Origin of the sequence: Klebsiella sp. 54, assembly GCF_018223875.1 — a bacterium.
Taxonomy (GTDB): domain Bacteria; phylum Pseudomonadota; class Gammaproteobacteria; order Enterobacterales; family Enterobacteriaceae; genus Klebsiella; species Klebsiella quasipneumoniae.
In genome coordinates, this window is record NZ_JAGRRA010000013.1 from 20,327 (window position 1) to 45,600 (window position 25,274).

A 25,274-nucleotide genomic window follows, 5' to 3' on the forward strand; every position below is an offset into this window, starting at 1 on the left:
GCGGTCTACTGACTATGCGACGATTTCAATCAGGTTGCCATCGGGATCGGCGATCACCGCCTCATAATAGCCGTCGCCGGTGGTGCGCGGGGGTGAAACCAGTATTCCCGCCGCTCCAGCGCGTTGGGCAAGGGCATCGACCTGTTCTGCGCCGCCCACCGAGAGGGCCAGATGCGCCCAGCCGGTATGGTTATTATCCGCGCTGGCCTGCTGCAGGCCAGGCTTGGTCATCAGCTCGATCACTACTTCGTCGTCGATGGTGACAAAATAGGAGGCAAATCCGGGGTTGGTCTGGCTGAGGTATTTTTCATTAATACTGGCGGCAAAGAACTCGACCCAGAAGCGGGCCTGAGCCTCAAGCTGTTGGGTCCACAGAGCGAAATGGGCAATTTTCATGGTAAACCTCCGGGCAGGAACATTGACAATCACAGCAGGGCAGACGATCATGCTTACTGTTGCTCGTTTATGATTATTTAAGGAGTTGCTTTGCTCGATTATGCTGCTTTTCCCCAACAGCGACAAGCGCTGATTTGCCAGATCCTGCAGGAAAACGGCAGGGTGGTGTGTGCGGATCTGGCGGCGCGTCTTCAGGTGTCTGAACATACTATCCGCCGCGATCTGCATGAGCTTAGCCGCGAAGGCGTCTGTAAAAAAGTCTACGGCGGGGCGGTGTTGAGCCTGCCGGAAGCGGGAGACTACAGTGAACGGAAAGATAAAAACCGAGCAACAAAACTCAGGATCGCGCAGCAGTGCGCCCGGCTGGTGAAACCCGGCGGCACTATTTTCATTGATACCGGCACCACCAATCTGGCGATGGCCGAGGCGCTGCCCGCCGAGCTTGCGCTGACGGTGGTGACGAACTCTCCGGAGATCGCCGCGGTGCTGGTGAAAAAGCCGCTCTACGACGTGGTGATGCTCGGCGGTCAGGTGCAGCGGGCGAGCGGGGGCTGCGTTGGGGCCGCGGCGGTGGCTCAGGTGCAGGGGATGTTATTCGACCAGGGGTTTATCGGCGGCTGCGCCATGGCGCCAGAGTCAGGCCTGACCGGCTTTGACTATGCCGACTGTGAGTTTAAGAAAGCGGTGATTAAGCAGTGCAGCGAAATTATCATCGGCCTGACCTCGGATAAAATTCCGGCGGTGGCGCGGTTCGTGGTGGCCGCGAGCAGCGATATCGATGTGCTGGTGGTGGAGGAGAATATTAGTCGCGAATATCGCGTTGCCTTTCAGCAACACGATATCCGTATCCATACCGTGTAGCCGCTAGCGGGTGAGTGAGGTCGCGATAAGCCGCAGGCCCAGCGCCCCCAGCACCGTCGCGGTGGCGATATCGATTCGCCGCTTCAACCGCAGGTAGACCCGACGCGGGCGATCGGCGGAGAGCACCAGCGCCACCAGCGAATACCAGCTTACGTCAATCAGAAAACTCATCAGCGGCACGATGTAATAGAACGCGGTGGGGATCTGCGTCGGCAGCAGGGCGGTAAAAATCGAGGCAAACACCAGCGCGGTTTTGGGATTGCTCAGCTGGGTATACAGCCCGTCGCGGAAGGTCTTCAGCAACGAACGGTTACCGGCCATACCGTTGGCGGAGAAATCCATCGGCTGCGCCGAACCGCGGAAAATCTTATAGCCCAGCCATAACAGGTAGAGCCCGCCCGCTACTTTTAAGCCAATAAACAGCTCTGGCACCGCGGTGAGCACCTTCTGCAGGCCCAGCATCGCCATAATAGAAAAAATGGCGGCGCCGGCGCCGGTGCCGAGGGCGGTCACCAGACCATGCAGGCGCGAGCGGGCGACCGCATTGCGCGCGACAAAAATAAAGCTCGGGCCGGGACTGATCACGCCCATGATCAGCACCGCGGCAATGGCCATCAGGCTGGATAAGAACATAGCAACTCCTGGTGTGTTCGCCGCCGTCAGGCGGTCGGCAACGTGGGGGCGGTACGAGCAGACAGAGTAGCAAACTGGCTCAGGAAAGCACGTGAAAACCCTGTGGAATAGGCGAGGCTGAATGGGCATCCGCGGCGCGCGTTTTCTGCGCAACTGTTTGAATAACGATTCCCATTCTTGTCAGCAATGGTAAACTGAATAACTGTGATCTTTGTCATACCGTAATAACTACAGAGAAGAGACACTGCTATGCAACATATCATTGAGGGCTTCCTCAACTTCCAGAAAGAGATCTTCCCCCAGCGTAAAGAGCTCTTCCGCAGCCTGGCTTCCAGCCAGAATCCCAAAGCGCTTTTCATCTCCTGCTCTGACAGCCGTCTGGTGCCGGAACTGGTTACCCAGCAGGAGCCGGGACAGCTCTTTGTTATTCGTAATGCCGGGAATATCGTGCCGTCTTTCGGGCCGGAGCCGGGCGGTGTATCCGCGACCATTGAGTATGCCGTGGTTGCGCTGGGCGTGACTGATATCGTGATCTGCGGCCACTCAAACTGCGGGGCGATGAAAGCGATCGCCACCTGCCAGTGCCTGGAGCCGATGCCGGCGGTGTCTCACTGGCTGCGCTACGCTGATGCTGCGAAAGCGGTGGTGGAAAAGAAAACCTGGGCCAGCGAAACCGATAAGGTCAACGGCATGGTGCAGGAAAACGTCATCGCTCAGCTGAACAACATCAAAACCCACCCGTCGGTGGCCGTCGGCCTGCGCGACCATACCCTGCGCCTGCACGGCTGGTTCTACGACATTGAAAGCGGCGAGATTCAGGCGCTGGATAAAAACACGAAATCCTTTGTTTCGCTGTCGGACAATCCGGACGTCTTTTTCGAATAAAGCCGTTCCCAGGGCACGGAGGCCCTGTTCATCTCATCTCCTCACCCCTACCACTCCACGCAAATTTTGCCGAAATGGGCGCCGCTTTGCAGATAGCGGAAGGCGTCTGGTAAGGCCGCAAAATCAAACACTTTATCGATGACCGGCCGCGACGCCTGCAGGTTCAGCGCGTTGACGTAGTCCTGTTGTTGCCGGCGATGACCCACCACTAGCCCCTGCAACCGGGCCTGTTTACTCATCAGCAGATGGGTGGGCACATGACCTTCGAAGCCAGTCAGGACGCCGATGAGGGCGATGTGTCCGCCAACACGGACGGCTTCGAACGACTGGCTCAGGGTGCCCGGTCCGCCGAGCTCGAGGATAATATCGGCCCCGCGATGACCGGTGATGTCCTGCACCGTAGCACCCCACGCCGGGGTGGTGCGGTAATTGATGAGATGGTCAGCCCCCAGGGCGCGCGCGCGGGCGAGCTTTTCATCTGATGAGGAGGTGACGATGACCTGCGCGCCCATGCTTTTCGCCAGCTGCAGGGCGGTTATCGACACGCCGCCGGTGCCGAGCGTCAGCACCGTATCGCCCGCTTTTAGCCGCCCCTCCACCACCAGCGCGCGCCAGGCGGTGAGGCCGGAGGTGGTGATAGTCGCCGCTTCCCTGAAGCTCCATCCGTCAGGCGCATGGGTAAAATGGCTGGCCGGTCTGACCACATACTGGCAGGCAAACCCCTCGGCGCCGTCGCCCGGGGTCTGGCTGAAGTCCTTCACCTGCGGGCCAGGACGGCCATCCAGCCACTGCGGGAAAAAGCCAGCCACCACCCGGTCGCCTGGCTGAAACTCGCTGACTCCGGCGCCAACCGCTTCGACCACCCCCGCGCCGTCCGCCATCAGGATCCGCCGATCGGCGGTGGGAATCACCCCCGTCGCTACCAGCAAATCGTGATAATTCAGGGAGGTGGCGTGGAGCGCTACGCGGATCTCGCCTGCCGCCGGCGCGCCGGGGTCGGCAAGATCGACAAGCTGCAGATTGTCCAGTGAACCGGGTTTGTTGACGATCCAGGCTTTCATCATCGGGTTCTCTTTTCCGGGGGATACGGTAAGTATTGGCCCGGAATTGGCTGAACGCCACAGCGCGCCGCTCAGGAAATCACTGCCCGGAGAAAGAGGCGAAAAAAAAGCGCCGTTTTTGACGGCGCTTTTTTCATTGCGAAAGAACGAAGAGATTATTTGCTCAGCTCAGCCGTCATATGGACGCGATTATTAAACTGGGCGCTGGTGATTTTATAGAACGCACCCTGCTCAGCGGCCTGGGCGGCGATTTTGGCTTCAGCACGGTCCAGGGTGGAGGCGGTGGCGCTGACGCTCTGGGCGAAGCTAACGGAAGAGAACAGTGACAATGCAGCAACAGCAACGAAAGTTTTGATGGATTTCATGGTCGTATTCCTTAATCTGGTGTCTGATATAGGGCTTGTCGCCCTGATGTGATAAAGAATACGCGCAATACCTCGTGGTTAAAATCAAAACAATTTGCGAAACTCATTCAAATTATATGAATGATTTTCGGTCGGTCGCGATGCGGCTCGTCGTTGCCGGGCTGGCCGTACTCCTGGTCTATAGCAGCTGAGATCGGCGCAGAGGTGGCTAAACGTGGCCTCCGCGGTCATAAAATGATGAAAATGAGTATGGCTGACGAGGCGAAAATTCATTTTGATCCGCTCCAGTCCGTTATAAACCCGCTTGCGATTAACCCCCAGCGCGTCCGCCATCTGATTAATTGACTGTCCGTCGACCACGCCACGAATCATCTGCATCTCCAGGTCATTAAGTGGGGCTCGCAGCCGGGAGGAGTGACTCTGACGCTGATGGCGCGGCGCGAAAGGGCGGCTACGGTCTGCCAGCCGGCGCAGAAGGCGGCCGATCTCGTGAACGCTTTCCCGCTGGCTGACCCACAGGAGGGTATCCGCGTAAAAGGCGCGTCCGCGTCTCACATTGTTGGCGGAGGAAAATCCGACCACCAGACCGGGATAGCGCTGGGCTAATTCAGCAGCGGCCTGATAATCGTGATAGTTTTCCAGCGCTAAAATAATTACATCCATCCCGGCCAGATCGGGCAGATGGCTGAGCGGCAGTGAATGAATAATATTCAGACCGGGCAGGGTTTCCTGAATATCTCTGAAACACTGGGCGAGGCCGATATTAAAATAAATATTATTGCTGTGAATTAAAATATTCAAAGAATAAACCCTGTTGCAAGCGATCTAAACGGCGTGGAGAGGAGATTAGTTGCGAACCAGGAGCTTATTCATATCAGCAGGCGAGTTGTTTATATAATTCATCATGCCCGGCGGTTTGAAGGAATAAATTTCGGCTACGCAAGCAGGATTAATATAATACCCTGCGCATTTAACGCGGACAATTAATGTGCTTTCGACCCCCGCCTGGTTTAAGCGAGATTTTAGGGTCTGGATAACCTGCCATAATCGCTGCGCGGACGGACGGAGATTATTTTTTTCCCAGACGTTAATCATTAACTCTTCATCGCTGACCAGACGTTCTCTGCCATGTGCCAGCAAATACTCCAGTAAACAAGCCATGGTGCTGCGCAGCTGAACCTGCGTTCGCGTCCCACGTAACGCGATAATTTCCCGATGATGCAGGCAGTAGAAAATATTATCCGCTAACTTATAGCCAAGTAGTTTATAGCCTGTAGTCATCCACCACTCCCTGACAAATCCCCGTATTGCCGGTGCAGAGTACCCGCCTGCGGCGGTCTGACCAAGTGAATTTTATTAGCTAGAATAATCAAAACAATTAACCACATTAACATACATAACTAGAATAAAAATCTGATAATCTTGCTATCTTCTGTTGGATTATGTGGTATAGGAAAAGTCTTAATCAAGCGGCGGCCGAAGTTAAACGGTTGAAAATATAGGTGGCGAAATCAAAAAATCGCACTTACATTGATCTAGATCAATTTAATACCTTTCAGGTGGCAATCACCATTTACATAGCAAAACAAAGATTGAAATAACTACGTTTAAGCGGTGATAAGCTGATTCTGAACTTATGGAATTACCCAGGGAACTGTTCATTACTTTCAGGAGCGTTTTTATGGTCAATGCAACTCGTAAGCCTCTGTGCAACAAACGCTGGTCGGCCAGCCCGGCCTCTCAGGATCTTCAGTTAACCCAACTGCGTCAACCATGGGTCGCCACCAAAGCCAGCTGCAAAAGTAAAAAAGGCTGGAAGAGCCGCGGTTAACGGCTAGTCCACTTCCCCAGACACCACGCCCCGGTCGCGTTAATGTCACGACCGGGGTTTCGCTGTGATCGGTGTTCACCGCGAAGGTCACACCGGGCGCAGGCAGTAGCCTGAGGCGGTATTCTCCACGCGGGCGAAACCCGGCAGGCCAAGATGCATACCGGCGATGAGCCACCGTTCGCGGGCGGCCTGGCGCAGCAGACTTTCCCGTGTATGCCGGGCCTGGTCAGGATCGACGTCAAATGCCACCGACACCTCTGGCCGGGCGCTCTGGATCGAGGGAAAGTGGACGATATCCCCCCAGATTAGCAGCGACGTTCCGCCCGCCTCAAGGCGATATCCGGTATGCCCTGGCGTATGGCCGGGCAGGGGACATGGCCGGATCCCGGCTACCGGCTCGTCTTCATCAATATCACGAATTTGCGTCGCACAGATCGCCATTATGCGGCGGACGAGCAGCACGTTACGTTGTCCACGATCGCTGGCGTTGTCCAGTGTCGATGGCGCCAGCCAGTAAGCGCTTTCCCGCGAGGGTAGGAACACCATGGCGTTGGGATAAGCCGGTGTACCGGCGGCGGTCAGCAGGCCGCCGATATGGTCCGGGTGCGCGTGGGTGAGAAGGATGGTGTCAATTTCCTCAGGGCGCACGCCGAGCAGCGCCAGATTGGCAATAAGCGCGCCGCCGACGCCGTTGGCCCCGCCGGTGCCGGTATCCACCAGCACCGTGTGCCCGCGTCCGCGGATCAGGTAAGCGCCGATCTCGATGGCCTCCGGCGAGGTTAATCCGGTCTGGCGCTGCAGACGCGCCACCTCTTCAGGGGCGATCCCCGCGAGTAGCGTCAGCGGCGCCGTCATCTGACCATCACTGATGGCGCTTATCGTCAGGTCGCCTGCTGTCAGGGTATAAAAGGGAGCTGGTGTCATGTTGACCTCACGCTTGCTCCGCCGGGTGACGCAACCTGGCGGTAATGGGCTGATAGATAAAGACCGCGGCAGAGGTGACCCGGTGATGCAGGTCGTCACGCGGGACGATGGCGGCATAGCGGGTATGCCGGGTGGCCAGACCCCCGGGCTGCAGGACGATCGGCGCAGCGACGGGCAGGGCTTCCGCGGTATCGCTCAGCAGCAGCACCTCGTCAGGAGCCACCTCCCGCAGCGCGTTAGTCGTGAGATAGAGGTGGCGATGCCAGTCGGCGATCGCCGATTGCCAGCGGGCAAAATGACCCCCACCATTGCGGCGATAGGCGTCGCTGTCGAGGACGGCGGCATCGCGGATATCGTGTAGGGCCAGGTAGCGAGGGTAGCCCTCGCTGAACGCGCAGAAGCGCTGGGAGGCATGAAAACCGGGCACCGAGACCAGCGCCGGCAATTTTTCCCGATTGTAAAAGGTATTCCACGCCGCTTCGCTTTGCGGGTCGGTGTAGGCGCATTCGACGACATAGAGCATAGTGACCTCGAGAGACAGATGATTCAGCGCATAACGCGCTTTAGTGAGTTTTATTCATCCTATCCGGCAATAATGGCGCTGAAAAACGATGTTTATTCATCACTCAGTGATATTCTGTCACTGAACTTCAATGGGCCCGCACAAGGAGCATTGGTTATGCGTCGTAAAATCCCCAGCAGCGCTGCGCTACTGGCCTTTGAGGCCGCCGCCCGCCACGGCAACTTTGCCCGCGCGGCGGCGGAGCTCGCGTTAACGGAAGGGGCCATCAGCCGGCAGATCGCCCGTCTGGAAGCGCTCCTCGACAGCAAACTCTTTGACAGGATCGGGAGCCGGGTACGGCTCAATCCGGCCGGCGCCCGCTATGCCAGACAGGTCCGCGAGATCCTCAGCAGGCTGGAGCGGGAAACCCACGACGTTAGCGGGATGCCCGCCGATGGCCGCAGTCTCGAGATCGCCGTGCTCCCCACCTTCGCCAGTCGCTGGCTCATCCCCCGGCTCGGGCAGTTCACGGCGCAGCATCCGCATATCGTGGTCAATATCGCCGCCCGCAGCGACCCCTTTATTCTGCCGGGCAGCGGATTTGATGCGGCCATCCATTTTGATCACCCGGCGTGGACCGGAATGGATGTGACGTTTTTGTTTGCGGAGTATCTGCTGCCGGTCTGTCATGCCGCGCTGCTGACGGATGACGATCTCCCGGGGCTGCTGAACCGGCTGCCGCGCATTCATCGGCGGCAAAACCCGGACGCCTGGCTGCACTATGCCCGCGAGTGCGGTCTGGCGCTGGATAATCCGGCGCAGGGGCCGCGCTATGATCTGCATGAGATGGCAATCGCTGCGGTACTCAGCCAGCAGGGCGTGGCCCTGGTGCCGAAGATGTATGTGGAGAGCGAACTGCGCAGCGGGACGCTGGTCGCCCCATGGCCGGGCTTGCCGACGCTGGCCAAGCGCTTTTGCCTGATCAAACCCGGCGGCGGCGAGGGGGAGCCGGCGCTGCAGGTGTTTGAGCGCTGGCTGCAGACGACGATTGCGGCAGGTTAACTTATGGCGGGCCTGGGGGGCGCTGCGCCGCCCGCTGGCGGGCATATTTGCCCGGCGATATCCCGGCATATCGGATAAAGGCCACGCTGAACGCGCTGGTCGAGCCATAGCCGAGGCGCTCGGCGATATCCGTTATGCTGATGCCCGTCTCGCCCAGCCACTGCATGGCCAGGGTCATGCGCCAGCTCAACAAATAGCCCATCGGGGTCATTCCGGTCAGGCCGGTAAAGCGTTCAAATAACGTCGAGCGAGACAGCGCGCAGTCGGCGGCCAGGGCGTTGACGGTCCAGCGTCTGGCGGGGGCCTGATGCAGCAGGCGGATTGCCTGGGCGACCCGCGGGTCGCTCAGGCCGCGCATCAGTCCGGGGGTGGCGAGCGTTCCGCAGGATCGGATGGCCTCGATAAACAGCAGCTCAACCATCCGCGCCAGAACGAAAGATTTGCCTGCGCGATCCGCCTGGGCTTCCTCTTTCAGCAGCCCGACAAAGGTGGCCAGCCGCGGCTGGTTGCGAACCACCACTAAGGCGGGCAGCAGGGAGGTTAGCAGGCTGGCGTTATCCGAATCGGCAGCGCAGTGGCCAATCAGCGCCTGCATCTCCGCTGGCTGGTCGAGAGCTCCCAGGCGAAAGTGTTCCGCCGCCAGTTTCACCGGGGTGGTCTCCAGCGCCGGTGAAGGCGGCGGGGTCAGGCTGGTTAACGCGAAGCGGTACGCCGCCGGGATCAACATAAAATCCCCGGCGCGCAGGATCTGCGGTTCATGCTGGTCTATTTCCAGCCGACAGCCGCCTTCCAGTACCACGCCGTAGAACGACATTCCCTGGTCTGAACGTTTAACGCGCCATTCTCCCGCCCCCTCAATGGTTTTGGTCAGCACCGCTCTGAGATTGAGCATCGCTATGATTTCCGCCAGCGGGTCGCTCATTTCCGGACTCCTGCTAAAGAATAATGGATTATTGACCCTATATCGTCCGGAGCGGGCTGTCTATGATGAAAAGGAAGAAACCAATCGGAGACAGAGATATGCAAACGATTATGATCACCGGCTGTTCATCGGGTTTTGGTCTGGAGACGGCGCGTTATTTTCTTGAACAGGGCTGGAAGGTTATCGCCACAATGCGGGTTCCGCGCGAGGATCTGTTGCCGGCCAGCGACCGTCTGCGGCTGGTGCGTCTTGACGTCACCTCAGCGCAGAGTATCGCCGAGGCGATTGCCGAGGCCGGAGAGATTGACGTTCTGGTCAATAACGCCGGAGTGGGGATGCTCAACGCCCTGGAGGGGGCGTCGCACGAGGCGATAGCGAACCTGTTTGCCACCAACACGCTTGGGTCTATCGCCATGACCCAGGCGGTACTTCCCCGGTTCAGAGCGCGCCGTAGCGGGACGATCGTTAATATCACCTCGGCGGTCACCCTGCAGCCGATGCCCCTGCTGGCGGTCTATACCGCGAGTAAAGCGGCGGTGAATGCCTTCACGGAGTCGCTGGCGCTGGAGCTGCGGCCCTTTAATATTCGCGTCGGTTTGATCCTGCCGGGACGCGCTCCCCAGACCCGCTTCGGGGAAAACGCGCGTCGAACGATGGGCCAGCTCCCGGAGAGCTATGCGCCGCTCGGCCAGCAGATCCTCGACAGCATCCAGGATAACGCCAGCGTGACGCAGGCTGTCGATGTGGCTCAGGCCGTCTGGCGGATGGTGAACGATCCTCAAGCCCCTTCGCGGTTGCCGGCAGGGGAGGATGCCCTGGCGATGGCGCAGGCTATTCATAGTCGCGAATAATCGGGTTTCGCTTTGTCGCTGGCAGGGTTCGATGACGTTCAGGCTGGAAGCGCAGAAGGCGTGCGTTTTCCGGTCACGATGCAGCAGGCTAATGTTGAGAGGGAATGATACGAAACGAGATTGGTGCGTCTGAATGGACTCGAACCATCGACCCCCACCATGTCAAGGTGGTGCTCTAACCAACTGAGCTACAGACGCATTATGGTGCGTTTAATTGGACTCGAACCAACGACCCCCACCATGTCAAGGTGGTGCTCTAACCAACTGAGCTATAAACGCATAATGGTGCGTTCGATTGGACTCGAACCAACGACCCCCACCATGTCAAGGTGGTGCTCTAACCAACTGAGCTACGAACGCAATGTTGTGGTGACAACGGGGACGCATATTAGCGGCAGGCAGGGGATGTGGCAAGAGGTAAACGTCACTTTTCTTGTACATTGTATGCGATTGCGGATCTTTTACCCACTCCGGCGATATTTTACTGAACCACAAGGATATTTCTTCGCCAGCAGGCGCCTCGCCTCTCTTTTCTTTGCCGGTCTCACCCTGCGCGTAAGGGTTGCCGTTGTGTTAAATTATCGCCCACCAGAAGAGAGGAGTAATAAGGAAGATGAAATCGATTGGTATTTTCTGCGGTTCTTCAGCTGGCGAACATCCGCTGTATCTCGAAACCGCCCGACGGGTTGGCCACATGCTGGCGCAGCAGGGACTGGCTGTTGTCTATGGCGGCGGCAAAGTTGGTTTGATGGGGGCGGTTGCCGATGCGGCGCTGGAGGCCGGGGGCACGGTCATCGGCGTAATGCCGCGCGGCCTGGTGGAGCGGGAAATTGCCCACCGCGGGTTGACGGAGCTGCATGTGGTGGAGGATATGCACGAACGGAAAACCAAAATGGCGGCGCTGGCCGACGGCTTTATTGCTCTGCCGGGCGGAGCGGGGACGCTTGAAGAGATTTTCGAACAGTGGACCTGGGCGCAGTTGGGCATCCATGAAAAACCGTGCGCATTCCTGAATATCAAGGGGTATTACGATCCGCTGCAGGCGATGGTCAATAACATGGTACGGGAAGGATTTATGCACCCGCGCTACGCGGAGATGCTGCCGTTTGCTGCTTCGCCAGAGGAGATTATCGCCGGTTTCCGCGACTATACGCCGCCGGCCCGTAAATGGGTTCAGCAGCCCGCTATTTAAACATCAAGCGAAGGGTAAACAGCGCGCAGACGATGAGCAGAACCAACAGCAATTCGAAGCGATAGCGTTGCAGCATGATGTCCTCCTGAAAAAAAACCGGCGCTATTCAGCGCCGGTTTATCACCTTAACGCCCTGACCGTTATGCCGCCGGTTGTACCGCCGGTTTGGCTGCGTGGTGCGCCGCTTTATGGTGCTTCTTCGCCGCCTGGGCTTTCTGCGCTACGGCCGGTTTCGCCGCGGCTTTATGGTGCTTTTTAGCTGCCTGGGCTTTCTGCGCTGCTTCCGGTTTCGCCGCGGCTTTGTGGTGCTTCTTCGCTGCCTGGGCTTTCTGTTCGGCTGCCGGTTTCGCCGCCGCTTTGTGATGTTTCTTGTGGTGAACGGTGGTGTGGCTGGCTGCGGTAGCCGGGGTGGTGGTCGCGGCGTCGGCTGCGAAAGCAACAGATGACAGACCCATAGCAGCGGCAACAACCAGAGCTAATACTTTTTTCATGCTGAAATCCTCGAATTGGTTTCCTGAGTAACCCCACTGCGGGGCTGTTGGCCACACTATATGCATCTCCGGGGCGCTCATCAGTGAGTCTTTGGTGTCGGGGAGTAACGGAATGTACAACGTCGGAACATAACTGAAGAAAGAAAAAGCCCGCCAGGGTGGCGGGCTTTGGCAGGATTAGCGCGCGGCGCGCTGTAAGATGATGCTGGAGGGCTGGCGCTGCAGAAAACGCATCCGCAGCATCATCATAATAGCGGCGGAGGTCAGGCCGATGATAAATCCGCACCAGAAGCCGGCGGGCCCCATGCGGGGGACAATCACGTCGGTCAGCGCCAGCAGGTAGCCGCTGGGTAAACCCAGCACCCAGTACGCGGTAAAGGTGATAAAAAAGATAGACCGCGTATCTTTATAGCCGCGCAGGATACCGCTGCCGATCACCTGAATAGAGTCCGAGATCTGGTAGACCGCCGCCAGCAGCATCAGATGCGAGGCCAGCATCACCACCTCCGGGTTATCGTTGTACAGCAGGGCAATTTGCTTACGCATCAGCACGGTAAAGATAGCGGTAAACACCGCCAGGCAGACGCCCACGCCCACACCCGTACGGGCGGAAACCTGGGCATCGATCGTTGAGCCCTGGCCGAGGCGGAAGCCGACGCGAATGGTGACCGCGGCCGCCAGCGACAGCGGCAGAACGAACATCAGCGAGCTGAAGTTCAGCGCAATCTGGTGGCCGGCGACGTCAATGATCCCGAGCGGGGAGACCAGCAGCGCGACGACGGCAAACAGGGTCACTTCGAAGAATAGCGCCAGGGCGATGGGTAGCCCCAGCTGCACCAGCCGCAGCAGGACGGCGAAATCGGGGCCGCTGAAGCCCTCGGCGCAGCGGATATCGCGCATCGAACGCGACCGGCGCACCCACCACAGCATGCTGGCAAACATCACCCAGTAAACGGAGGCGGTCGCCACGCCGCAGCCGACGCCGCCCAGCTCTGGCATGCCGAAATGGCCATAGATAAAGATATAGTTCACCGGAATGTTGACCAGTAAACCGATAAAGCCCATGACCATTCCGGGCTTGGTTTTTGCCAGCCCTTCACACTGGTTACGGGCGACCTGGAAGAACAGATAGCCCGGCGCCCCCCACAGCAGCGCGCGCAGATAGCCAACCGCTTTCTCCGCCAGCAGCGGGTCGATATTATGCATGGAGCTGATGATATACCCGGCATTCCACAGCACGACCATGATCAGCACCGAGACCAGCCCCGCCAGCCAGAAGCCCTGACGCACCTGCGGCGCGATACGCTCCCGACGCCCGGAGCCATTAAGCTGCGCCACCACCGGGGTCAGCGCCAGCAGCAGCCCATGGCCGAAGAGAATGGCCGGCAGCCAGATGGAGGTTCCGATGGCCACCGCGGCCATATCGGTGGCGCTGTAGCCGCCCGCCATCACGGTATCGACAAAACCCATCGCCGTCTGCGCTACCTGCGCAAGAATGACGGGTATAGCCAGAGCTAATAACTGACGCGCTTCAATGAAATACTTCTGCACGTGAACACCTTTGTATTGTTGTTATTTTGAGACTAAAAAAGCCGCCGTAACTGGCAGCAAGGGGATAAAAATGAGGAAATTCCAGTCTATTGTAGCGAGGATTAGCCATTAAGCCAGTGAAAAAAGAGTCGAGGCACGAAGCGCGCTGGCAACCGCTCAGCCCTCCTGTTATTGTTCCCGATAGCGAAAACGGTAATGATACCGTCATGATTTTCAACAGGAGCCAAACATGTTTACTGGTATTGTTCAGGGAACCGCGAAAGTGGTCTCCATTGATGATAAACCCAATTTTCGCACCCACGTGGTGGAGCTGCCGGCGCATATGCTGGAGGGGCTCGAAACCGGGGCATCGGTAGCCAACAACGGTTGCTGTCTGACGGTGACCGACATCAACGGCGCGCGCATCAGCTTTGATCTCATGAAAGAGACGCTGCGGATTACCAATCTCGGCGATATTCAGGTCGGGGATGAAGTTAACGTCGAGCGGGCGGCGAAATTCAGTGATGAAATCGGCGGGCATTTGATGTCCGGCCATATTATGACCACCGCGGAAATCGTGAAGATCCTCACTTCCGAAAATAACCGTCAGATCTGGTTTAAAGTACAGGACCCGACGCTGATGAAATATATCCTTTATAAAGGATTCATCGGTATCGATGGCATCAGCCTGACGGTAGGTGAGGTGACGGCAACCCGATTCTGCGTGCATCTTATTCCGGAGACGCTGCAGCGGACCACGCTGGGGGCGAAAAAGCTGGGCGACCGCGTCAATATCGAGATCGACCCGCAAACCCAGGCGGTTGTCGATACGGTCGAACGCGTGCTGGCGGCGAAAGAGATGGCGGCAAAGGTCAGTGAAGCCTGAAAAAAAATCCCCCGCCGGTGAGCGGGGGACTGTGTTTTAACGGGCGACGCGCAGTCCGTGTTCAACCCCGCGCGAGAACACCACCTGCCAGAGCTGAATGTCGCGGGCGCGGAAGGCGCCGGCGCAGGCGTTCAGGTAATAACTGAACATGCGTTTGAAACGCTCTGAATAGTTATCGGCAATTTCCGGCCAGCTGGCGAGGAAACGCTCATACCAGGCCATCAGGGTGGTGTCGTAATCGGCGCCGAAGTTGTGCCAGTCTTCCATCACAAAGTGCTTCTCGCTGGCATCGGCGATCTGCCGTACCGACGGCAGGCAGCCGTTGGGGAAGATATATTTATTGATCCACGGGTCAACGTTATGGTCGGTGACTTTGGAACCGATGGTGTGCAGTAAGAAGCGGCCGTTGGGTTTTAAATTACGATCGGCGACCTCAAAGTAGGTGGCGTAATTTTTGGGACCTACATGCTCGAACATGCCGACGGAGACAATGCGGTCGAAGCTGTCGTGCAGATCGCGATAATCCTGAAGACGAATCTCTACGTCAAGGCCATCGCAGCGCGCCTGGGCCATCTTTTGCTGTTCGGCGGAGATGGTCACGCCGACAACGCTCACCTGGTAATTTCGCGCCATATATTCGGCAAGACCGCCCCAGCCGCAGCCGATATCCAACACTCGCATGCCTGGCTCGAGCTCCAGCTTACGGCAGATGAGATCCAGCTTATCCTGCTGCGCGGCTTCGAGGGTCTGCGCCTCTTTCCAGTAACCGCAGGAATATTGCATGTAGGGATCCAACATCCGGCTGAAAAGATCGTTGCCGAGGTCATAGTGCTCTTTGCCGACAATCCAGGCGCGTTTTTTACTTTGCAGGTTAAACAGGCGAGCGCCTGCGATGCGGAGTGTGTCTTTGAAATGATGAGGGAGTTGTTTTTCCAGCCCGGCGCGGAGCACTTTATGGAAGAATATATCCAGACGCTCGCAGTCCCACCAGCCGTCCATATAGCTTTCGCCTAAACCCAGCGACCCCTCCTGCAATACGCGTTTAAAAAAAAGAGGGTTTTTAATCCGCAGGTCTGACGGCGCGGAGCCGTTGATTTCAATTCCCGCACGGCCCAACAATTCAGCTGCAATCCGGTACCAGTCATCATTTGGTACACTTACTTCTTCTATACACGATGAACTCATAGCTTCTCCATCACGCCCAAGTGATCAGAACCTTAAAACAGCGTAGACGCTTTTTTGGCTTTGTGAGAAATCTCACGGATAATCCGTGAAGTCGCTATCCGACGTAGAACAGAGGAAGGGAGATAACCCTTGCCGAAAGGCCTTCCATGGTGAAACGGAGGCATCCTGCATCCGTTAATCTGTTAAATATTTTTTATTTATGTGAACCCGGATCCAGTATAGGACGCTAAGTACTGGCTTTCAATAAAAATATCTTAGCGTGCTAATCACTGGTCCGGGCTCTGGCGACGGGCGTCAGGCGTGGGAAGAGTGGACCGCCAGCTCTGGCGTCTGCTGCAGTCGATAACCCACTCCGGCTAACAAAATAGAGACCAGCATCACGCTGGTGGTGGTCAGCAGCGGCGTGGCGATCAGCGCGGAGACTAACAGGCTGGTCAGGAAGCACAGGCCAAGCTGGAGCGTGTTCTGCAGCGCCGCCGCGCGGCCGGTTGCCTGCGGGAAAGGCTTCAGCGCCTGAGCGACCACGATAGGGTAGATCCCGCCGTTGACTACCGCCATTAGGCAGAACGGGATCATTAACGCCACCAGCGAGGCATGCGTTTGCAGACCCACCAGCCAGGTGGCGGCGACGCTGACGGCGAAGATCACCAGCAGCCAAGGTAGCATCTGCTGTCCGGACCATTTTTGCAGCAGCGCGCGACAGCCATAACCGCCCACCAGAAAAGCGATGGTCTGCGGGATATAGCTCAACCCGATAGCGGTTGGGCCGTAGCCCATCTCATGAAGGATAAACGGCGAACCGGTAAGCCAGGCGAAGAAGCTGGCGGAACAGGCGGCGTAGATCAGGACGTTGCCGCTGTATTCCCGGGAGCGCAGCAGCGCGAGAAAAGTGATTTTCTTTTCAGTCACAGTGGCCGACTTAGCGGCGGCTTTCAGGCGCAGGGCAGGCAGCATCAGCAGCAGGGTGATGGCAAACAAGGTGGCGAAGATGGCCTGCCACTCGAAATGCACCAGCAGCCAGCTGCCCAGCAGCGGGGCCAGCGCAGGGGACAGCCCTACCAGCGGCATAATGGTGGCGAAGATGCGGTTGGTGCGCTGGGCGGGATAGTAATCGGTCACCATCGCCTGCCAGGTGACCGCCGCGGCGCAGACGCCAATCGCCTGCAGAAAGCGCAGCGCCAGCATCAGAGTGGCGTTCTGCACCCACAGCATCCCCAGGCAGCCGACCGCGAAAATCGCCAGGCCGCTCAGCAGCACCGGTTTGCGCCCGTAGCGGTCCGACAGCGGCCCCCAGAACAGCTGGCCCAGCGCGAAGCCGGCAAGGAACAGGCTCAGGCTGGCGCTAATGGATGCGGCGGAGGTGTCGAGATCCTGCTGCATGGCGGCAAATGCCGGCAGGTACATATCGGTGGCCAGAAAGCCCAGCACGCTCAGGCCGGCCAGCCAGACTAAAAATCCTTTCCCAGGTTGTGACATAACGTTCTCTTTTTTGGAGTACAGGTACGATGCCGCAGAGTGTAGGGAGTGCATGGTGGCTTGTGAAACGCTAATATTTGTCACATGCATTCAAAAATTTTGCAGGCAGAAAATGTGGTCTGAATACTCTCTGGAAGTGGTTGATGCCGTCGCCCGTAACGGCAGCTTCAGCGCGGCGGCGCAGGAGCTGCACCGGGTGCCTTCCGCCGTCAGCTATACCGTGCGTCAGCTCGAAGAGTGGCTGGCCGTCCCCTTGTTTGAGCGCCGTCATCGTGACGTGGAGCTGACCCCTGCCGGGGTCTGGTTTTTACAGGAAGGGCGCTCTGTTATCAAAAAAATGCAGATCACCCGCCAGCAGTGCCAGCAAATCGCTAACGGCTGGCGCGGGCAGTTGTCAATCGCGGTGGACGATATCGTGAAACCCGCGCGGATGCGCCAGATGATCGTGGATTTCTATCGCCATTTTCCCGACGTCGAACTGATCGTTTTCCAGGAAGTGTTCAACGGCGTATGGGATGCGCTGGCCGACGGCCGCGTGGAGCTGGCGATTGGCGCAACGCGCTCTATTCCGGTCGGGGGGCGCTACGCGTTCCGCGATATGGGGATGCTGAGCTGGGACTGCGTGGTGGCGAGCGATCATCCGCTGGCGAAGATGGCGGGTCCGCTGAGCGATGATGTCCTGCGCAACTGGCCGTCGCTGGTGCGGGAGGATACCTCGCGTTCATTGCCCAAAAGGACAACGTGGCTGCTGGATAACCAGAAGAGGGTGGTGGTCCCCGACTGGGAATCGTCGGCCACCTGTCTGTCGGCAGGGCTCTGCGTCGGCATGGTGCCAAGCCATTTCGCCCGGCCATGGGTGGATCGCGGCGAGTGGACCGCGCTGGCGCTGGAAAATCCGTTTCCGGATGCGGCCTGCTGTCTGACCTGGCAGCAGAATGATGCTTCACCGGCGTTAAACTGGATGCTGGACTACCTGGGGGACAGCGACACGTTGAATCGGGAGTGGCTGCGGGCGCCGGAGTGATCCGCGCCCGCCAATGCTTTAGCGACGATAGTCGACAAACGGGCCATCCGCCACCGAGCGGCGTTCGACCAGCCGAGGGTGCACTTCGATAGACTGCGACTCTTCGCGCTTGTTGACGATACGATCCAACAACATATTGAACGCGGCTTCGCCCAGCGAATCTTTCGGCTGATGAATGGTGGTTAACGCCGGGCTGAAATAGCGGGCGTTGCGCACATTATCATAACCGATCAGCGAAATGTCCTGCGGCACGCGCAGCCCCATTTCATCCGCGGCGCAGATGGCGCCCATCGCCATAATGTCGCCGCCGCAGAAGACCGCCGTTGGACGGTGCTGCTGGCTGAGGATCTGCTGCATGGCGCGGTAGCCGGACTCCGGCTCGAAGTCGCCCTGAACAATCCAGTTTTCCGGCACGCTGATATGCGCCTCTTTCATCGCCTGCATGAAGCCGGCCAGTCGCCCCGCGCCGGTGTTGCGCTCCAGCGGGCCCGGGATCACGCCGATTTCGCGGTGACCGCGTTCAATCAGGTAACGTCCGGCGATATACCCGCCCTGGAAGGCGTTATCGATCACCGCATCGGTAAAGTCGGCTTTGGCTTCGCCCCAGTCCATCACCACCATCGGAATATGGCGGTACTCTTCCAGCATGCTCAGGACGGAATCCGGATATTCCGAACACATCACCAGCAGACCGTCGACGCGTTTTTGCGCCATCATCGACAGATAGGCACGCTGTTTTTCCGGGTCGTTCCATGCGTTGCCGAGGATCAGAGTATAGCCCTTCTGGAAACAGCTCTTTTCCACGGACTCAATAATTTCAGCGAAATAGGCGGCTTCGCTACTGGTCGCCAGCAGGCCAATCGATTTTGTATGATTGACTTTCAGGCTGCGGGCCACCGCGCTCGGCGAGTAGTGCAGCTCTTTAATCGCCGCCCATACCGCATTACGCGTCTCTTCGGCAACGAAACGGGTTTTGTTAATTACATGTGATACAGTTGTAGTGGAAACGTTTGCGCGCTTCGCTACATCTTTAATAGTTGCCATTACATCTCACTCCATGCCTTGACCTGATCGCCTGATCATCGATACGTAAACGTTTGCCTACACACACCCTGAATACAATTTTCAACATTGCATCACGTCGGGAAAACGACACAGAACGACAGGAAGGGGTCAATGGCCGATACGCTTTTAAATTAGCGTGGGATTTTGTCCGATCTTGGGGCAAAGTGGAAGAGCAAAAATGTGCATCGCCCTAAATCCCGGAAGATTTTTGCGATTTTTTGTGCAAAAATGAGCAAGCTCACTTTTGGTGTGGGGATAACAAGAGGGAAAAATGATGGATACCAATTTAAAGTTTTCGCTGATCACCACGATTATTGCTCTCGGCGTGATCGTCGCATTCAGCCTGACCGCCATTCTGCACTAATGCTCCAATGAGGGAGGAGCGCGGCTTCCTCCCCGTATCCCGCCATTATTATCAATTCTGCAAAAATCTTTTGTCATTTCGTTCACTTTTGTTTTTTTGTGATTGATGTCATGCTTTTGGCTTCTGATGTTATGCCGTCCCTCCCGACGGTCTGATGGAGTCATTGAATGAAAATCAACTTTCCTTTACTCGCGCTGGCGATCGGCGCCTTTGGCATCGGTACCACCGAGTTCTCCCCAATGGGATTGCTGCCGGTGATTGCCAAAGGCGTGGACGTTTCAATACCGGTGGCGGGAATGCTGATCAGTGCATATGCCATCGGCGTCATGGTCGGCGCGCCGCTGATGACTCTGCTGCTGTCGCATCGCGCCCGACGCAATGCGCTGATTTTTCTGATGGGGATCTTCACCGTCGGCAACCTGCTGTCATCCATTGCGCCGGATTACACTACGCTGCTGCTGTCGCGCATTATTACCAGCCTCAACCACGGCGCCTTTTTTGGCCTGGGGTCGGTGGTGGCGGCCAGCGTGGTGCCCAGGCACAAGCAGGCCAGCGCGGTGGCCACCATGTTTATGGGCCTCACCATCGCTAATATCGGCGGCGTGCCTGCCGCGACCTGGCTTGGGGAAACCATCGGCTGGCGGATGTCCTTCCTCGCCACCGCGGGGTTAGGCCTGCTGGCAATGGTGAGCCTGTGGTTCTCCCTGCCGAAGGGCAGCGCGGGCGAGCGGCCGGATGTCAAACAAGAGCTTTCGGTCCTGTTACGGCCGCAGGTGCTCTCAGCCTTGCTGACCACCGTGCTGGGCGCCGGGGCGATGTTTACGCTGTATACCTACATTTCGCCGGTCCTAAATACGCTGACCCATGCTTCATCGCTGTTTATTACCGCGATGCTGGTGCTGATTGGGGTTGGTTTTTCGCTGGGCAACTATCTGGGTGGCAAATTCGCCGACCGGTCGGTCTCCGGCACGCTGAAAGGCTTTCTGCTGCTGCTGATGGCGATCATGCTGGCGATCCCGCTGCTGGCGCAATCCCAGGCGGGTGCGGCCATCAGTATGATCGTCTGGGGCGCAGCCACCTTTGCGGTGGTGCCGCCGCTACAGATGCGAGTGATGCGCGTGGCGCATGAGGCGCCGGGGCTCTCATCTTCGGTGAATATTGGGGCGTTCAACCTTGGCAACGCACTGGGCGCCGCCGCCGGCGGGGCGGTGATCTCCGGCGGACTGGGATACGCTTTTGTGCCGGTGATGGGCGCGATCATTGCCGGTCTGGCGCTGCTGCTGGTCTGGTTTAGCGGACGAGCGCAGCCGGAAGAGGCCTTTGCCAGTCAGTCATAAACGGGTGGGAAAGCGCTAAAAAAAACCGCAGCCGGGGGGACCCAGCTGCGGTTTGTCGTTTATGCGGCCAGGTTAGCGGCAACAAACTTCCAGTTAACCAGCGCCCAGAAGTGATCCAGATAGCTTGGACGGGCGTTGCGGTAGTCGATGTAGTAAGCGTGTTCCCAGACGTCAACGGTCAGCAGCGGCTTGGCGTCGGTGGTCAGCGGGGTACCGGCGTTGCTGGTGGAGACAATAGCCAGGCTGCCGTCGGCATTTTTGACCAGCCAGGTCCAGCCAGCGCCAAAGTTTTTCGCCGCGGCGTCGGTAAATTTGGCCTTAAACTCAGCGAAGCTGCCGAAGGATTTGGCAATAGCGGCAGCCAGCTCGCCTTCCGGTTCGCCGCCGGCGTTCGGTGCCAGGCAGTTCCAGTAGAAGGTGTGGTTCCAGACCTGCGCCGCGTTATTGAAAACACCGCCTTCAGAGGTGCGCACGATCTCTTCGAGCGACTTCCCTTCGAATGCGGTGCCTTTGATCAGGTTGTTAAGGTTAGTGACATACGCCTGGTGGTGTTTACCGTAGTGGTATTCCAGGGTTTCTGCGGAAATGTGCGGCGCCAGGGCGTCTTTTGCATATGGTAATGCAGGTAATTCAAACGACATTGCTACTCTCCTTATAACTTTTTTGTTTTATCTCACATTGACAAGATGAGGTTTTCACCTGAATCGAGTGCTGACCGCCCGACGCTGTCGCGTCCCGGGCCTGTTATTGTATTGAGAATGTTAACATTTGCCGCAGGCAGTGAAAAGCCTTACAACGATAAAGGCTATTATCACAGGCTCAACTGCCGAAGGCTTAACCGTTTTCTGCGGAGCAGAGCGTTAAGACGCCCGTAGATGTTGCAAAAATGTATAAGTTAAAGGGGGCAGGGGCACGGGTCTCTCGCCGCGATGGTTCATTCCTCAGCTCGTCATTCGAAGATCCCTGCAGCGCAAGCGCCTGAGTGGAAATAAGCATTTTAAATCAATTAATTAATGATGCTATGCTTTCAGGTAATCGCCGCTATGCCAATAATTCATTGTCTATTTTTATATTTGTATGACAAATATAGCCGCCGGCATCAATTTCCACAGGATGGCTACGATGGCAAAAACAGATGAAGTGGTAAGCCCGAAAATGATCCCGGTAGTGCAGGGGATCGTTGACTGGATCGAAGCACATATTTTTGACACCCTGCCGGTGAGCGCGATAGCGAAAAAGTCCGGCTACTCGCACTGGTATTTCCAACGGCAATTCGCCATGGTGACCGGCTGTACGCTGGCGAGCTACGTCAGCCGACGGAAGATGACCATCGCGACAATCTACTTAACGCAGACCGAGGCCTCGATGCAGAGTATTTCTCAACGTTTGGGGTACGACGGGCAGGCGGCATTCTGCCGCACCTTTCACCGTCACTTTGGCATGTCGCCCACCCGCTATCGTCGGGAAGGGCCGGTCACAGAGGCGAATATGCAGTTTCCCCTGACGGTAGGGGCGGAGAACGGGCAGGTGAAGAGGGCTGCCGCCGTAGCGGCAGACCGGGATCAGCGAATGGTTTTCGGGGTCATGACGCGCCGGGCACCGACGTAATGGCGAACCCAGTAATCTTCGCTCAGGGAGGTGATTTGTATATCGCGACCTGTGCGCGGTGACTGAATGAATTTCCCGTTGCCGACGTAAACGCCTACGTGGTCGGCAGTGCCGCGTCCGCGGGTGCGGAAGAAGACGAGGTCGCCGCTCTGCAGTTCGTCACGATCGACCGGACGCGCATCGCGCAGGTGATACATTTCGTTGGCGGTACGCGGGATATGAATCTTGACCAGGTCTTTGTAGGCGTAATAGACCAGCCCGCTGCAGTCGAACCCGGTGCGCGGGGAGGTGCCGCCCCAGCGATATGGTTTACCCAGCTGGCCCATCAGTTTGTTCATGGCGGTACTCTGCGCTTTTTGCACCCGGACTTTATGCGCATCGGCGATCGTCAGATTCGCTTCGCTGGCCTCGGGTTTACAGCGCTTTTTATAGCCCTTACGCACCACGCATTTGCTTTTGACGCTGTTCAACGCCAGGGTAGGCTCGGCGCTGGCGGCCACCGTTTTCGCGCACTGCTTTTTATACCCTTTACGCAGCACGCATTTTTTCGTGGCGCCGACGGCCTGACGATGAAGCGCGGTTTGGCTTGCTGCGGTAGTGCGGGTAGGGAGCCGGGTGCTCGAGGACTTTTTACTGGTGGTTTTAGCGGTGGTTTTACTTTTTTGACTGGTTGCTTTTTTCTTGCGCTCTGAGCCGCTTTTCGCGGGCAACGCCTTTGGCGAGGCGGAGGCGTGCGTATGCCCTGAAGCCTGAGCCAGTGGTGTGAATGAGATAGATGTGAACAGTAATGCACAGAGCGATATCGCGATTTTGTTTAGCCGCGCCACTGAGCAATCCCCTGATTAATTACAGACATGTACAAATGCCTGACGATGAATGACAAACCGGAACGATTCTAAAGCATAAAAACCCGGAAAGTTAATATTCTTTTGTATCAAAAATGTCGATTGGTTAACGATTGCAAGAAAACGCGTCAGACATTGACCGCCTCGCACAGAAAATGCGCAACGCGCGCCTGCCCGCGGCGTCAAAATGATATTTTTAAGGCAACTTCGCGCAACAGAAGATAAAATATGAATAGTGAAAAAAATGTTATTATCGGTCCTGCCCTCGGGACGCTACAATGACAAGTTACTGCCGTAGAAAGAAGTTTAAGGAAGCACGACAATGAGCTCGACTTTAGAAAAGATCCAACGCCAAATCGCTGAAAACCCGATCCTGCTGTACATGAAAGGTTCGCCGAAGCTGCCAAGCTGCGGTTTCTCCGCTCAGGCCGTTCAGGCGCTGTCCGCCTGTGGCGAACGTTTCGCTTACGTTGATATTCTGCAGAACCCGGATATCCGCGCTGAGCTGCCAAAATATGCCAACTGGCCGACCTTCCCGCAGCTGTGGGTGGACGGTGAACTGGTGGGCGGCTGCGATATCGTCATCGAAATGTACCAGCGCGGTGAACTGCAGCAGCTGATCAAAGAGACCGCGGCGAAATATCACACTGACGAGCCGAAAGCGGAATAATTCCCGCTGTCAGTAAAAAAGCGACTTCCTGGAAGTCGCTTTTTTTATCACTCCGGCGTCGCTACCGGCAGCGGCCAGCCGCCCAGACGCTTCCAGCGGTTCACTATCTCGCAAAACAGCTGCGCCGTCTGCTCGGTATCGTAGAGGGCGGAATGGGCCTGCGCGCCGTCGAACGGCATACCTGCGGCAATACAGGCTTTCGACAGCACCGTCTGGCCCAGCGCCAGCCCGCTCAGCGCGGCGGTGTCAAAGGTGACAAACGGATGGAACGGGTTGCGTTTTAGCCCCGCCCGTTCGGCGGCGGTCATGGTGAAGCTGTGGTCAAATGTGGCGTTGTGCGCCACCATGATAGCCCGACTGCAGTCGCTCTCTTTCATCCCTTTGCGTACCATTTTGAAGATGGCATGCAGGGCATCGTATTCGCTAACGGCGCCGCGCTCTGGATCGTGCGGGTTAATCCCGTTAAAGGCCAGCGCTTCGGGCTGGAGATTGGCGCCCTCGAAAGGTTCAACATGGAAATGCAGCGTTTCATCGGGCATCAGCCAGCCTTGCTCATCCATCTTCAACGTAATGGCGGCGATCTCCAGCAGGGCGTCGGTTTTGGCATTAAATCCTGCGGTTTCAACATCAATCACCACTGGATAAAAACCGCGGAAACGGTCGCACAGACCATTCAGTTGAGCGTTCTCGGACATCAGATTCTCTTAGCTGGTAAAAAGTAGCGCGCATTATGGCAAATTTTGCCACGGCTTGCAGCAGGCAGGGGTGAAAACAACGGGCGCCGCAGCGCCCGGGCGAGCGATGAAAATAAAGACGCTATGGTCGGGAGGGGTTAGTTGCCCAGCCCTTTGCCGGCGTCTTTCTCTTCAATCAGCTCAATTTTGTAACCGTCAGGATCTTCCACGAAGGCGATAACGGTGGTGCCGCCTTTTACCGGCCCGGCTTCACGGGTGACGTTGCCCCCGTTCTGGCGGATCCGCTCGCAGGCTTCGGCGGCGTTGTCGACGCTCAGCGCGATGTGACCGTAGGCGGTGCCCAGCTCATAGCTGTCCACGCCCCAGTTGTAGGTCAGTTCGATCACCGCGGTATCGCTCTCTTCGCCGTAGCCGACGAAGGCGAGGGAGTATTTGTACTCCGGGTTTTCGCTGGTGCGCAGCAGCTTCATGCCCAACACGTTGGTATAGAAGTCGATAGAACGTTGCAGGTCGCCAACGCGCAGCATGGTATGGAGTAAGCGCATAATGTCCCCTATGCAGTTTATTTGCTAGATCAGAGCGTTGAGTATAGCGGCGATACGTCGCCGCTATC

Annotated in this window: 30 protein-coding genes and 3 tRNA genes; 12 read left to right on the forward strand and 21 right to left on the reverse strand. The window is 57.4% G+C overall.

Annotated features, from left to right (window positions below; all coding sequences use genetic code 11):
• Positions 1–12: 12 nt before the first annotated feature.
• On the reverse strand, positions 13–396 hold the full coding sequence (locus tag KHQ24_RS21610) for a VOC family protein (RefSeq protein ID WP_004202917.1): 384 nt from the start codon (positions 394–396) through the stop codon (positions 13–15).
• Between the two features lie 90 nt (positions 397–486).
• Here KHQ24_RS21610 and KHQ24_RS21615 point away from each other — a divergent pair, with 90 nt between their 5' ends.
• On the forward strand, positions 487–1,257 hold the full coding sequence (locus KHQ24_RS21615) for a DeoR/GlpR family DNA-binding transcription regulator (RefSeq protein WP_004202915.1): 771 nt from the start codon (positions 487–489) through the stop codon (positions 1,255–1,257).
• A 3-nt stretch (positions 1,258–1,260) separates the two neighbouring features.
• Here the strand turns inward: KHQ24_RS21615 and KHQ24_RS21620 are convergent, their stop codons facing one another.
• A complete protein-coding gene (locus KHQ24_RS21620) occupies positions 1,261–1,890 on the reverse strand; it encodes a LysE family translocator (RefSeq protein ID WP_064149860.1) in 630 nt (209 codons plus the stop codon).
• A gap of 249 nt (positions 1,891–2,139) precedes the next feature.
• On the opposite strand from KHQ24_RS21620, the gene KHQ24_RS21625 reads away from it, so the two are divergent.
• Complete coding sequence (locus KHQ24_RS21625) at positions 2,140–2,775, forward strand: carbonic anhydrase (RefSeq protein ID WP_004202911.1); 636 nt, start codon at positions 2,140–2,142, stop codon at positions 2,773–2,775.
• A gap of 47 nt (positions 2,776–2,822) precedes the next feature.
• Here the strand turns inward: KHQ24_RS21625 and KHQ24_RS21630 are convergent, their stop codons facing one another.
• From KHQ24_RS21630 to KHQ24_RS21645, 4 genes are all read right to left on the reverse strand, one after another.
• A complete protein-coding gene (locus KHQ24_RS21630; protein ID WP_023318447.1) occupies positions 2,823–3,839 on the reverse strand; it encodes a zinc-dependent alcohol dehydrogenase family protein in 1,017 nt (338 codons plus the stop codon).
• A 152-nt stretch (positions 3,840–3,991) separates the two neighbouring features.
• Positions 3,992–4,201: a YdgH/BhsA/McbA-like domain containing protein gene (locus KHQ24_RS21635; RefSeq protein WP_211777464.1), complete on the reverse strand. Its 210-nt coding sequence runs from the start codon at positions 4,199–4,201 to the stop codon at positions 3,992–3,994.
• A gap of 84 nt (positions 4,202–4,285) precedes the next feature.
• Positions 4,286–5,002 (reverse strand): hypothetical protein, encoded by a 717-nt coding sequence (locus KHQ24_RS21640; RefSeq protein WP_094311992.1) that lies wholly within the window; start codon positions 5,000–5,002, stop codon positions 4,286–4,288.
• 45 nt (positions 5,003–5,047) lie between these two features.
• Positions 5,048–5,482 (reverse strand): winged helix-turn-helix domain-containing protein, encoded by a 435-nt coding sequence (locus KHQ24_RS21645; RefSeq protein ID WP_017899535.1) that lies wholly within the window; start codon positions 5,480–5,482, stop codon positions 5,048–5,050.
• A 400-nt stretch (positions 5,483–5,882) separates the two neighbouring features.
• Between KHQ24_RS21645 and KHQ24_RS21650 the strand changes: the two genes are divergently transcribed.
• Positions 5,883–6,032, forward strand: coding sequence for a hypothetical protein (locus tag KHQ24_RS21650; protein WP_053087913.1), 150 nt, complete (start codon positions 5,883–5,885; stop codon positions 6,030–6,032).
• A gap of 87 nt (positions 6,033–6,119) precedes the next feature.
• Here KHQ24_RS21650 and KHQ24_RS21655 read toward each other — a convergent pair whose 3' ends face one another.
• The gene (locus KHQ24_RS21655) at positions 6,120–6,956 is read right to left on the reverse strand and encodes an MBL fold metallo-hydrolase (protein WP_049115441.1); all 837 of its coding nucleotides are present in this window, start codon (positions 6,954–6,956) and stop codon (positions 6,120–6,122) included.
• Positions 6,957–6,963: 7 nt separating this feature from the next.
• A complete protein-coding gene (locus KHQ24_RS21660; protein WP_116397429.1) occupies positions 6,964–7,479 on the reverse strand; it encodes a hypothetical protein in 516 nt (171 codons plus the stop codon).
• Between the two features lie 156 nt (positions 7,480–7,635).
• Here KHQ24_RS21660 and KHQ24_RS21665 point away from each other — a divergent pair, with 156 nt between their 5' ends.
• A complete protein-coding gene (locus KHQ24_RS21665) occupies positions 7,636–8,520 on the forward strand; it encodes a LysR substrate-binding domain-containing protein (protein WP_032456178.1) in 885 nt (294 codons plus the stop codon).
• 1 nt (position 8,521) lies between these two features.
• On the opposite strand, the gene KHQ24_RS21670 is transcribed toward KHQ24_RS21665, so the two are convergent.
• Complete coding sequence (locus KHQ24_RS21670) at positions 8,522–9,442, reverse strand: AraC family transcriptional regulator (RefSeq protein ID WP_211777465.1); 921 nt, start codon at positions 9,440–9,442, stop codon at positions 8,522–8,524.
• A gap of 98 nt (positions 9,443–9,540) precedes the next feature.
• On the opposite strand from KHQ24_RS21670, the gene KHQ24_RS21675 reads away from it, so the two are divergent.
• Entirely contained in the window at positions 9,541–10,293 is a 753-nt protein-coding gene (locus tag KHQ24_RS21675) for an SDR family oxidoreductase (protein WP_211777466.1), read from the forward strand.
• A 121-nt stretch (positions 10,294–10,414) separates the two neighbouring features.
• Here KHQ24_RS21675 and KHQ24_RS21680 read toward each other — a convergent pair.
• The 3 genes from KHQ24_RS21680 to KHQ24_RS21690 form a co-directional block, all read right to left on the reverse strand.
• A tRNA-Val gene (locus KHQ24_RS21680) sits at positions 10,415–10,491 on the reverse strand.
• A 4-nt stretch (positions 10,492–10,495) separates the two neighbouring features.
• A tRNA-Val gene (locus tag KHQ24_RS21685) sits at positions 10,496–10,572 on the reverse strand.
• Between the two features lie 4 nt (positions 10,573–10,576).
• Positions 10,577–10,653, reverse strand: a tRNA-Val gene (locus KHQ24_RS21690).
• A gap of 253 nt (positions 10,654–10,906) precedes the next feature.
• Between KHQ24_RS21690 and KHQ24_RS21695 the strand changes: the two genes are divergently transcribed.
• Entirely contained in the window at positions 10,907–11,485 is a 579-nt protein-coding gene (locus KHQ24_RS21695; RefSeq protein ID WP_004202897.1) for a TIGR00730 family Rossman fold protein, read from the forward strand.
• A 140-nt stretch (positions 11,486–11,625) separates the two neighbouring features.
• On the opposite strand, the gene asr is transcribed toward KHQ24_RS21695, so the two are convergent.
• The gene (gene asr / locus KHQ24_RS21700) at positions 11,626–11,976 is read right to left on the reverse strand and encodes an acid resistance repetitive basic protein Asr (protein WP_048294977.1); all 351 of its coding nucleotides are present in this window, start codon (positions 11,974–11,976) and stop codon (positions 11,626–11,628) included.
• Positions 11,977–12,153: 177 nt separating this feature from the next.
• Positions 12,154–13,527: an MdtK family multidrug efflux MATE transporter gene (gene mdtK / locus KHQ24_RS21705; protein ID WP_004202895.1), complete on the reverse strand. Its 1,374-nt coding sequence runs from the start codon at positions 13,525–13,527 to the stop codon at positions 12,154–12,156.
• A 229-nt stretch (positions 13,528–13,756) separates the two neighbouring features.
• Between mdtK and KHQ24_RS21710 the strand changes: the two genes are divergently transcribed.
• The gene (locus KHQ24_RS21710) at positions 13,757–14,392 is read left to right on the forward strand and encodes a riboflavin synthase (protein ID WP_004202894.1); all 636 of its coding nucleotides are present in this window, start codon (positions 13,757–13,759) and stop codon (positions 14,390–14,392) included.
• Between the two features lie 36 nt (positions 14,393–14,428).
• Here the strand turns inward: KHQ24_RS21710 and cfa are convergent, their stop codons facing one another.
• Positions 14,429–15,577, reverse strand: coding sequence for a cyclopropane fatty acyl phospholipid synthase (gene cfa / locus KHQ24_RS21715; protein ID WP_023318439.1), 1,149 nt, complete (start codon positions 15,575–15,577; stop codon positions 14,429–14,431).
• A 294-nt stretch (positions 15,578–15,871) separates the two neighbouring features.
• Complete coding sequence (gene punC / locus KHQ24_RS21720; protein WP_048294975.1) at positions 15,872–17,053, reverse strand: purine nucleoside transporter PunC; 1,182 nt, start codon at positions 17,051–17,053, stop codon at positions 15,872–15,874.
• 112 nt (positions 17,054–17,165) lie between these two features.
• Here punC and punR point away from each other — a divergent pair, with 112 nt between their 5' ends.
• Positions 17,166–18,077: a DNA-binding transcriptional activator PunR gene (gene punR, locus KHQ24_RS21725; RefSeq protein WP_004202889.1), complete on the forward strand. Its 912-nt coding sequence runs from the start codon at positions 17,166–17,168 to the stop codon at positions 18,075–18,077.
• 18 nt (positions 18,078–18,095) lie between these two features.
• Here the strand turns inward: punR and purR are convergent, their stop codons facing one another.
• Positions 18,096–19,121, reverse strand: coding sequence for an HTH-type transcriptional repressor PurR (gene purR, locus KHQ24_RS21730; protein WP_004202888.1), 1,026 nt, complete (start codon positions 19,119–19,121; stop codon positions 18,096–18,098).
• A gap of 292 nt (positions 19,122–19,413) precedes the next feature.
• Between purR and KHQ24_RS21735 the strand changes: the two genes are divergently transcribed.
• Together KHQ24_RS21735 and KHQ24_RS21740 are read left to right on the forward strand one after the other, a co-directional pair.
• Positions 19,414–19,506, forward strand: a complete 93-nt coding sequence (locus KHQ24_RS21735; RefSeq protein ID WP_002907776.1) for a YnhF family membrane protein — start codon at positions 19,414–19,416, stop codon at positions 19,504–19,506.
• 167 nt (positions 19,507–19,673) lie between these two features.
• Positions 19,674–20,843, forward strand: a complete 1,170-nt coding sequence (locus KHQ24_RS21740; protein ID WP_004202887.1) for an MFS transporter — start codon at positions 19,674–19,676, stop codon at positions 20,841–20,843.
• 59 nt (positions 20,844–20,902) lie between these two features.
• On the opposite strand, the gene sodB is transcribed toward KHQ24_RS21740, so the two are convergent.
• On the reverse strand, positions 20,903–21,484 hold the full coding sequence (gene sodB, locus KHQ24_RS21745) for a superoxide dismutase [Fe] (protein WP_004202885.1): 582 nt from the start codon (positions 21,482–21,484) through the stop codon (positions 20,903–20,905).
• Positions 21,485–21,965: 481 nt separating this feature from the next.
• Between sodB and KHQ24_RS21750 the strand changes: the two genes are divergently transcribed.
• Positions 21,966–22,451 (forward strand): helix-turn-helix domain-containing protein, encoded by a 486-nt coding sequence (locus KHQ24_RS21750; RefSeq protein ID WP_004202883.1) that lies wholly within the window; start codon positions 21,966–21,968, stop codon positions 22,449–22,451.
• On the opposite strand, the gene KHQ24_RS21755 is transcribed toward KHQ24_RS21750, so the two are convergent.
• Positions 22,406–23,278, reverse strand: a complete 873-nt coding sequence (locus tag KHQ24_RS21755) for a C40 family peptidase (RefSeq protein ID WP_004189707.1) — start codon at positions 23,276–23,278, stop codon at positions 22,406–22,408. The two genes, KHQ24_RS21750 and KHQ24_RS21755, sit on opposite strands and share 46 nt — an antisense overlap.
• Positions 23,279–23,618: 340 nt before the next feature.
• On the opposite strand from KHQ24_RS21755, the gene KHQ24_RS21760 reads away from it, so the two are divergent.
• A complete protein-coding gene (locus tag KHQ24_RS21760) occupies positions 23,619–23,966 on the forward strand; it encodes a Grx4 family monothiol glutaredoxin (RefSeq protein ID WP_002907768.1) in 348 nt (115 codons plus the stop codon).
• A gap of 47 nt (positions 23,967–24,013) precedes the next feature.
• On the opposite strand, the gene rnt is transcribed toward KHQ24_RS21760, so the two are convergent.
• On the reverse strand, positions 24,014–24,661 hold the full coding sequence (gene rnt / locus KHQ24_RS21765; protein WP_004202881.1) for a ribonuclease T: 648 nt from the start codon (positions 24,659–24,661) through the stop codon (positions 24,014–24,016).
• A gap of 137 nt (positions 24,662–24,798) precedes the next feature.
• Positions 24,799–25,206, reverse strand: coding sequence for a lactoylglutathione lyase (gloA, locus tag KHQ24_RS21770; protein ID WP_004202879.1), 408 nt, complete (start codon positions 25,204–25,206; stop codon positions 24,799–24,801).
• Between the last annotated feature and the right edge of the window lie 68 nt (positions 25,207–25,274).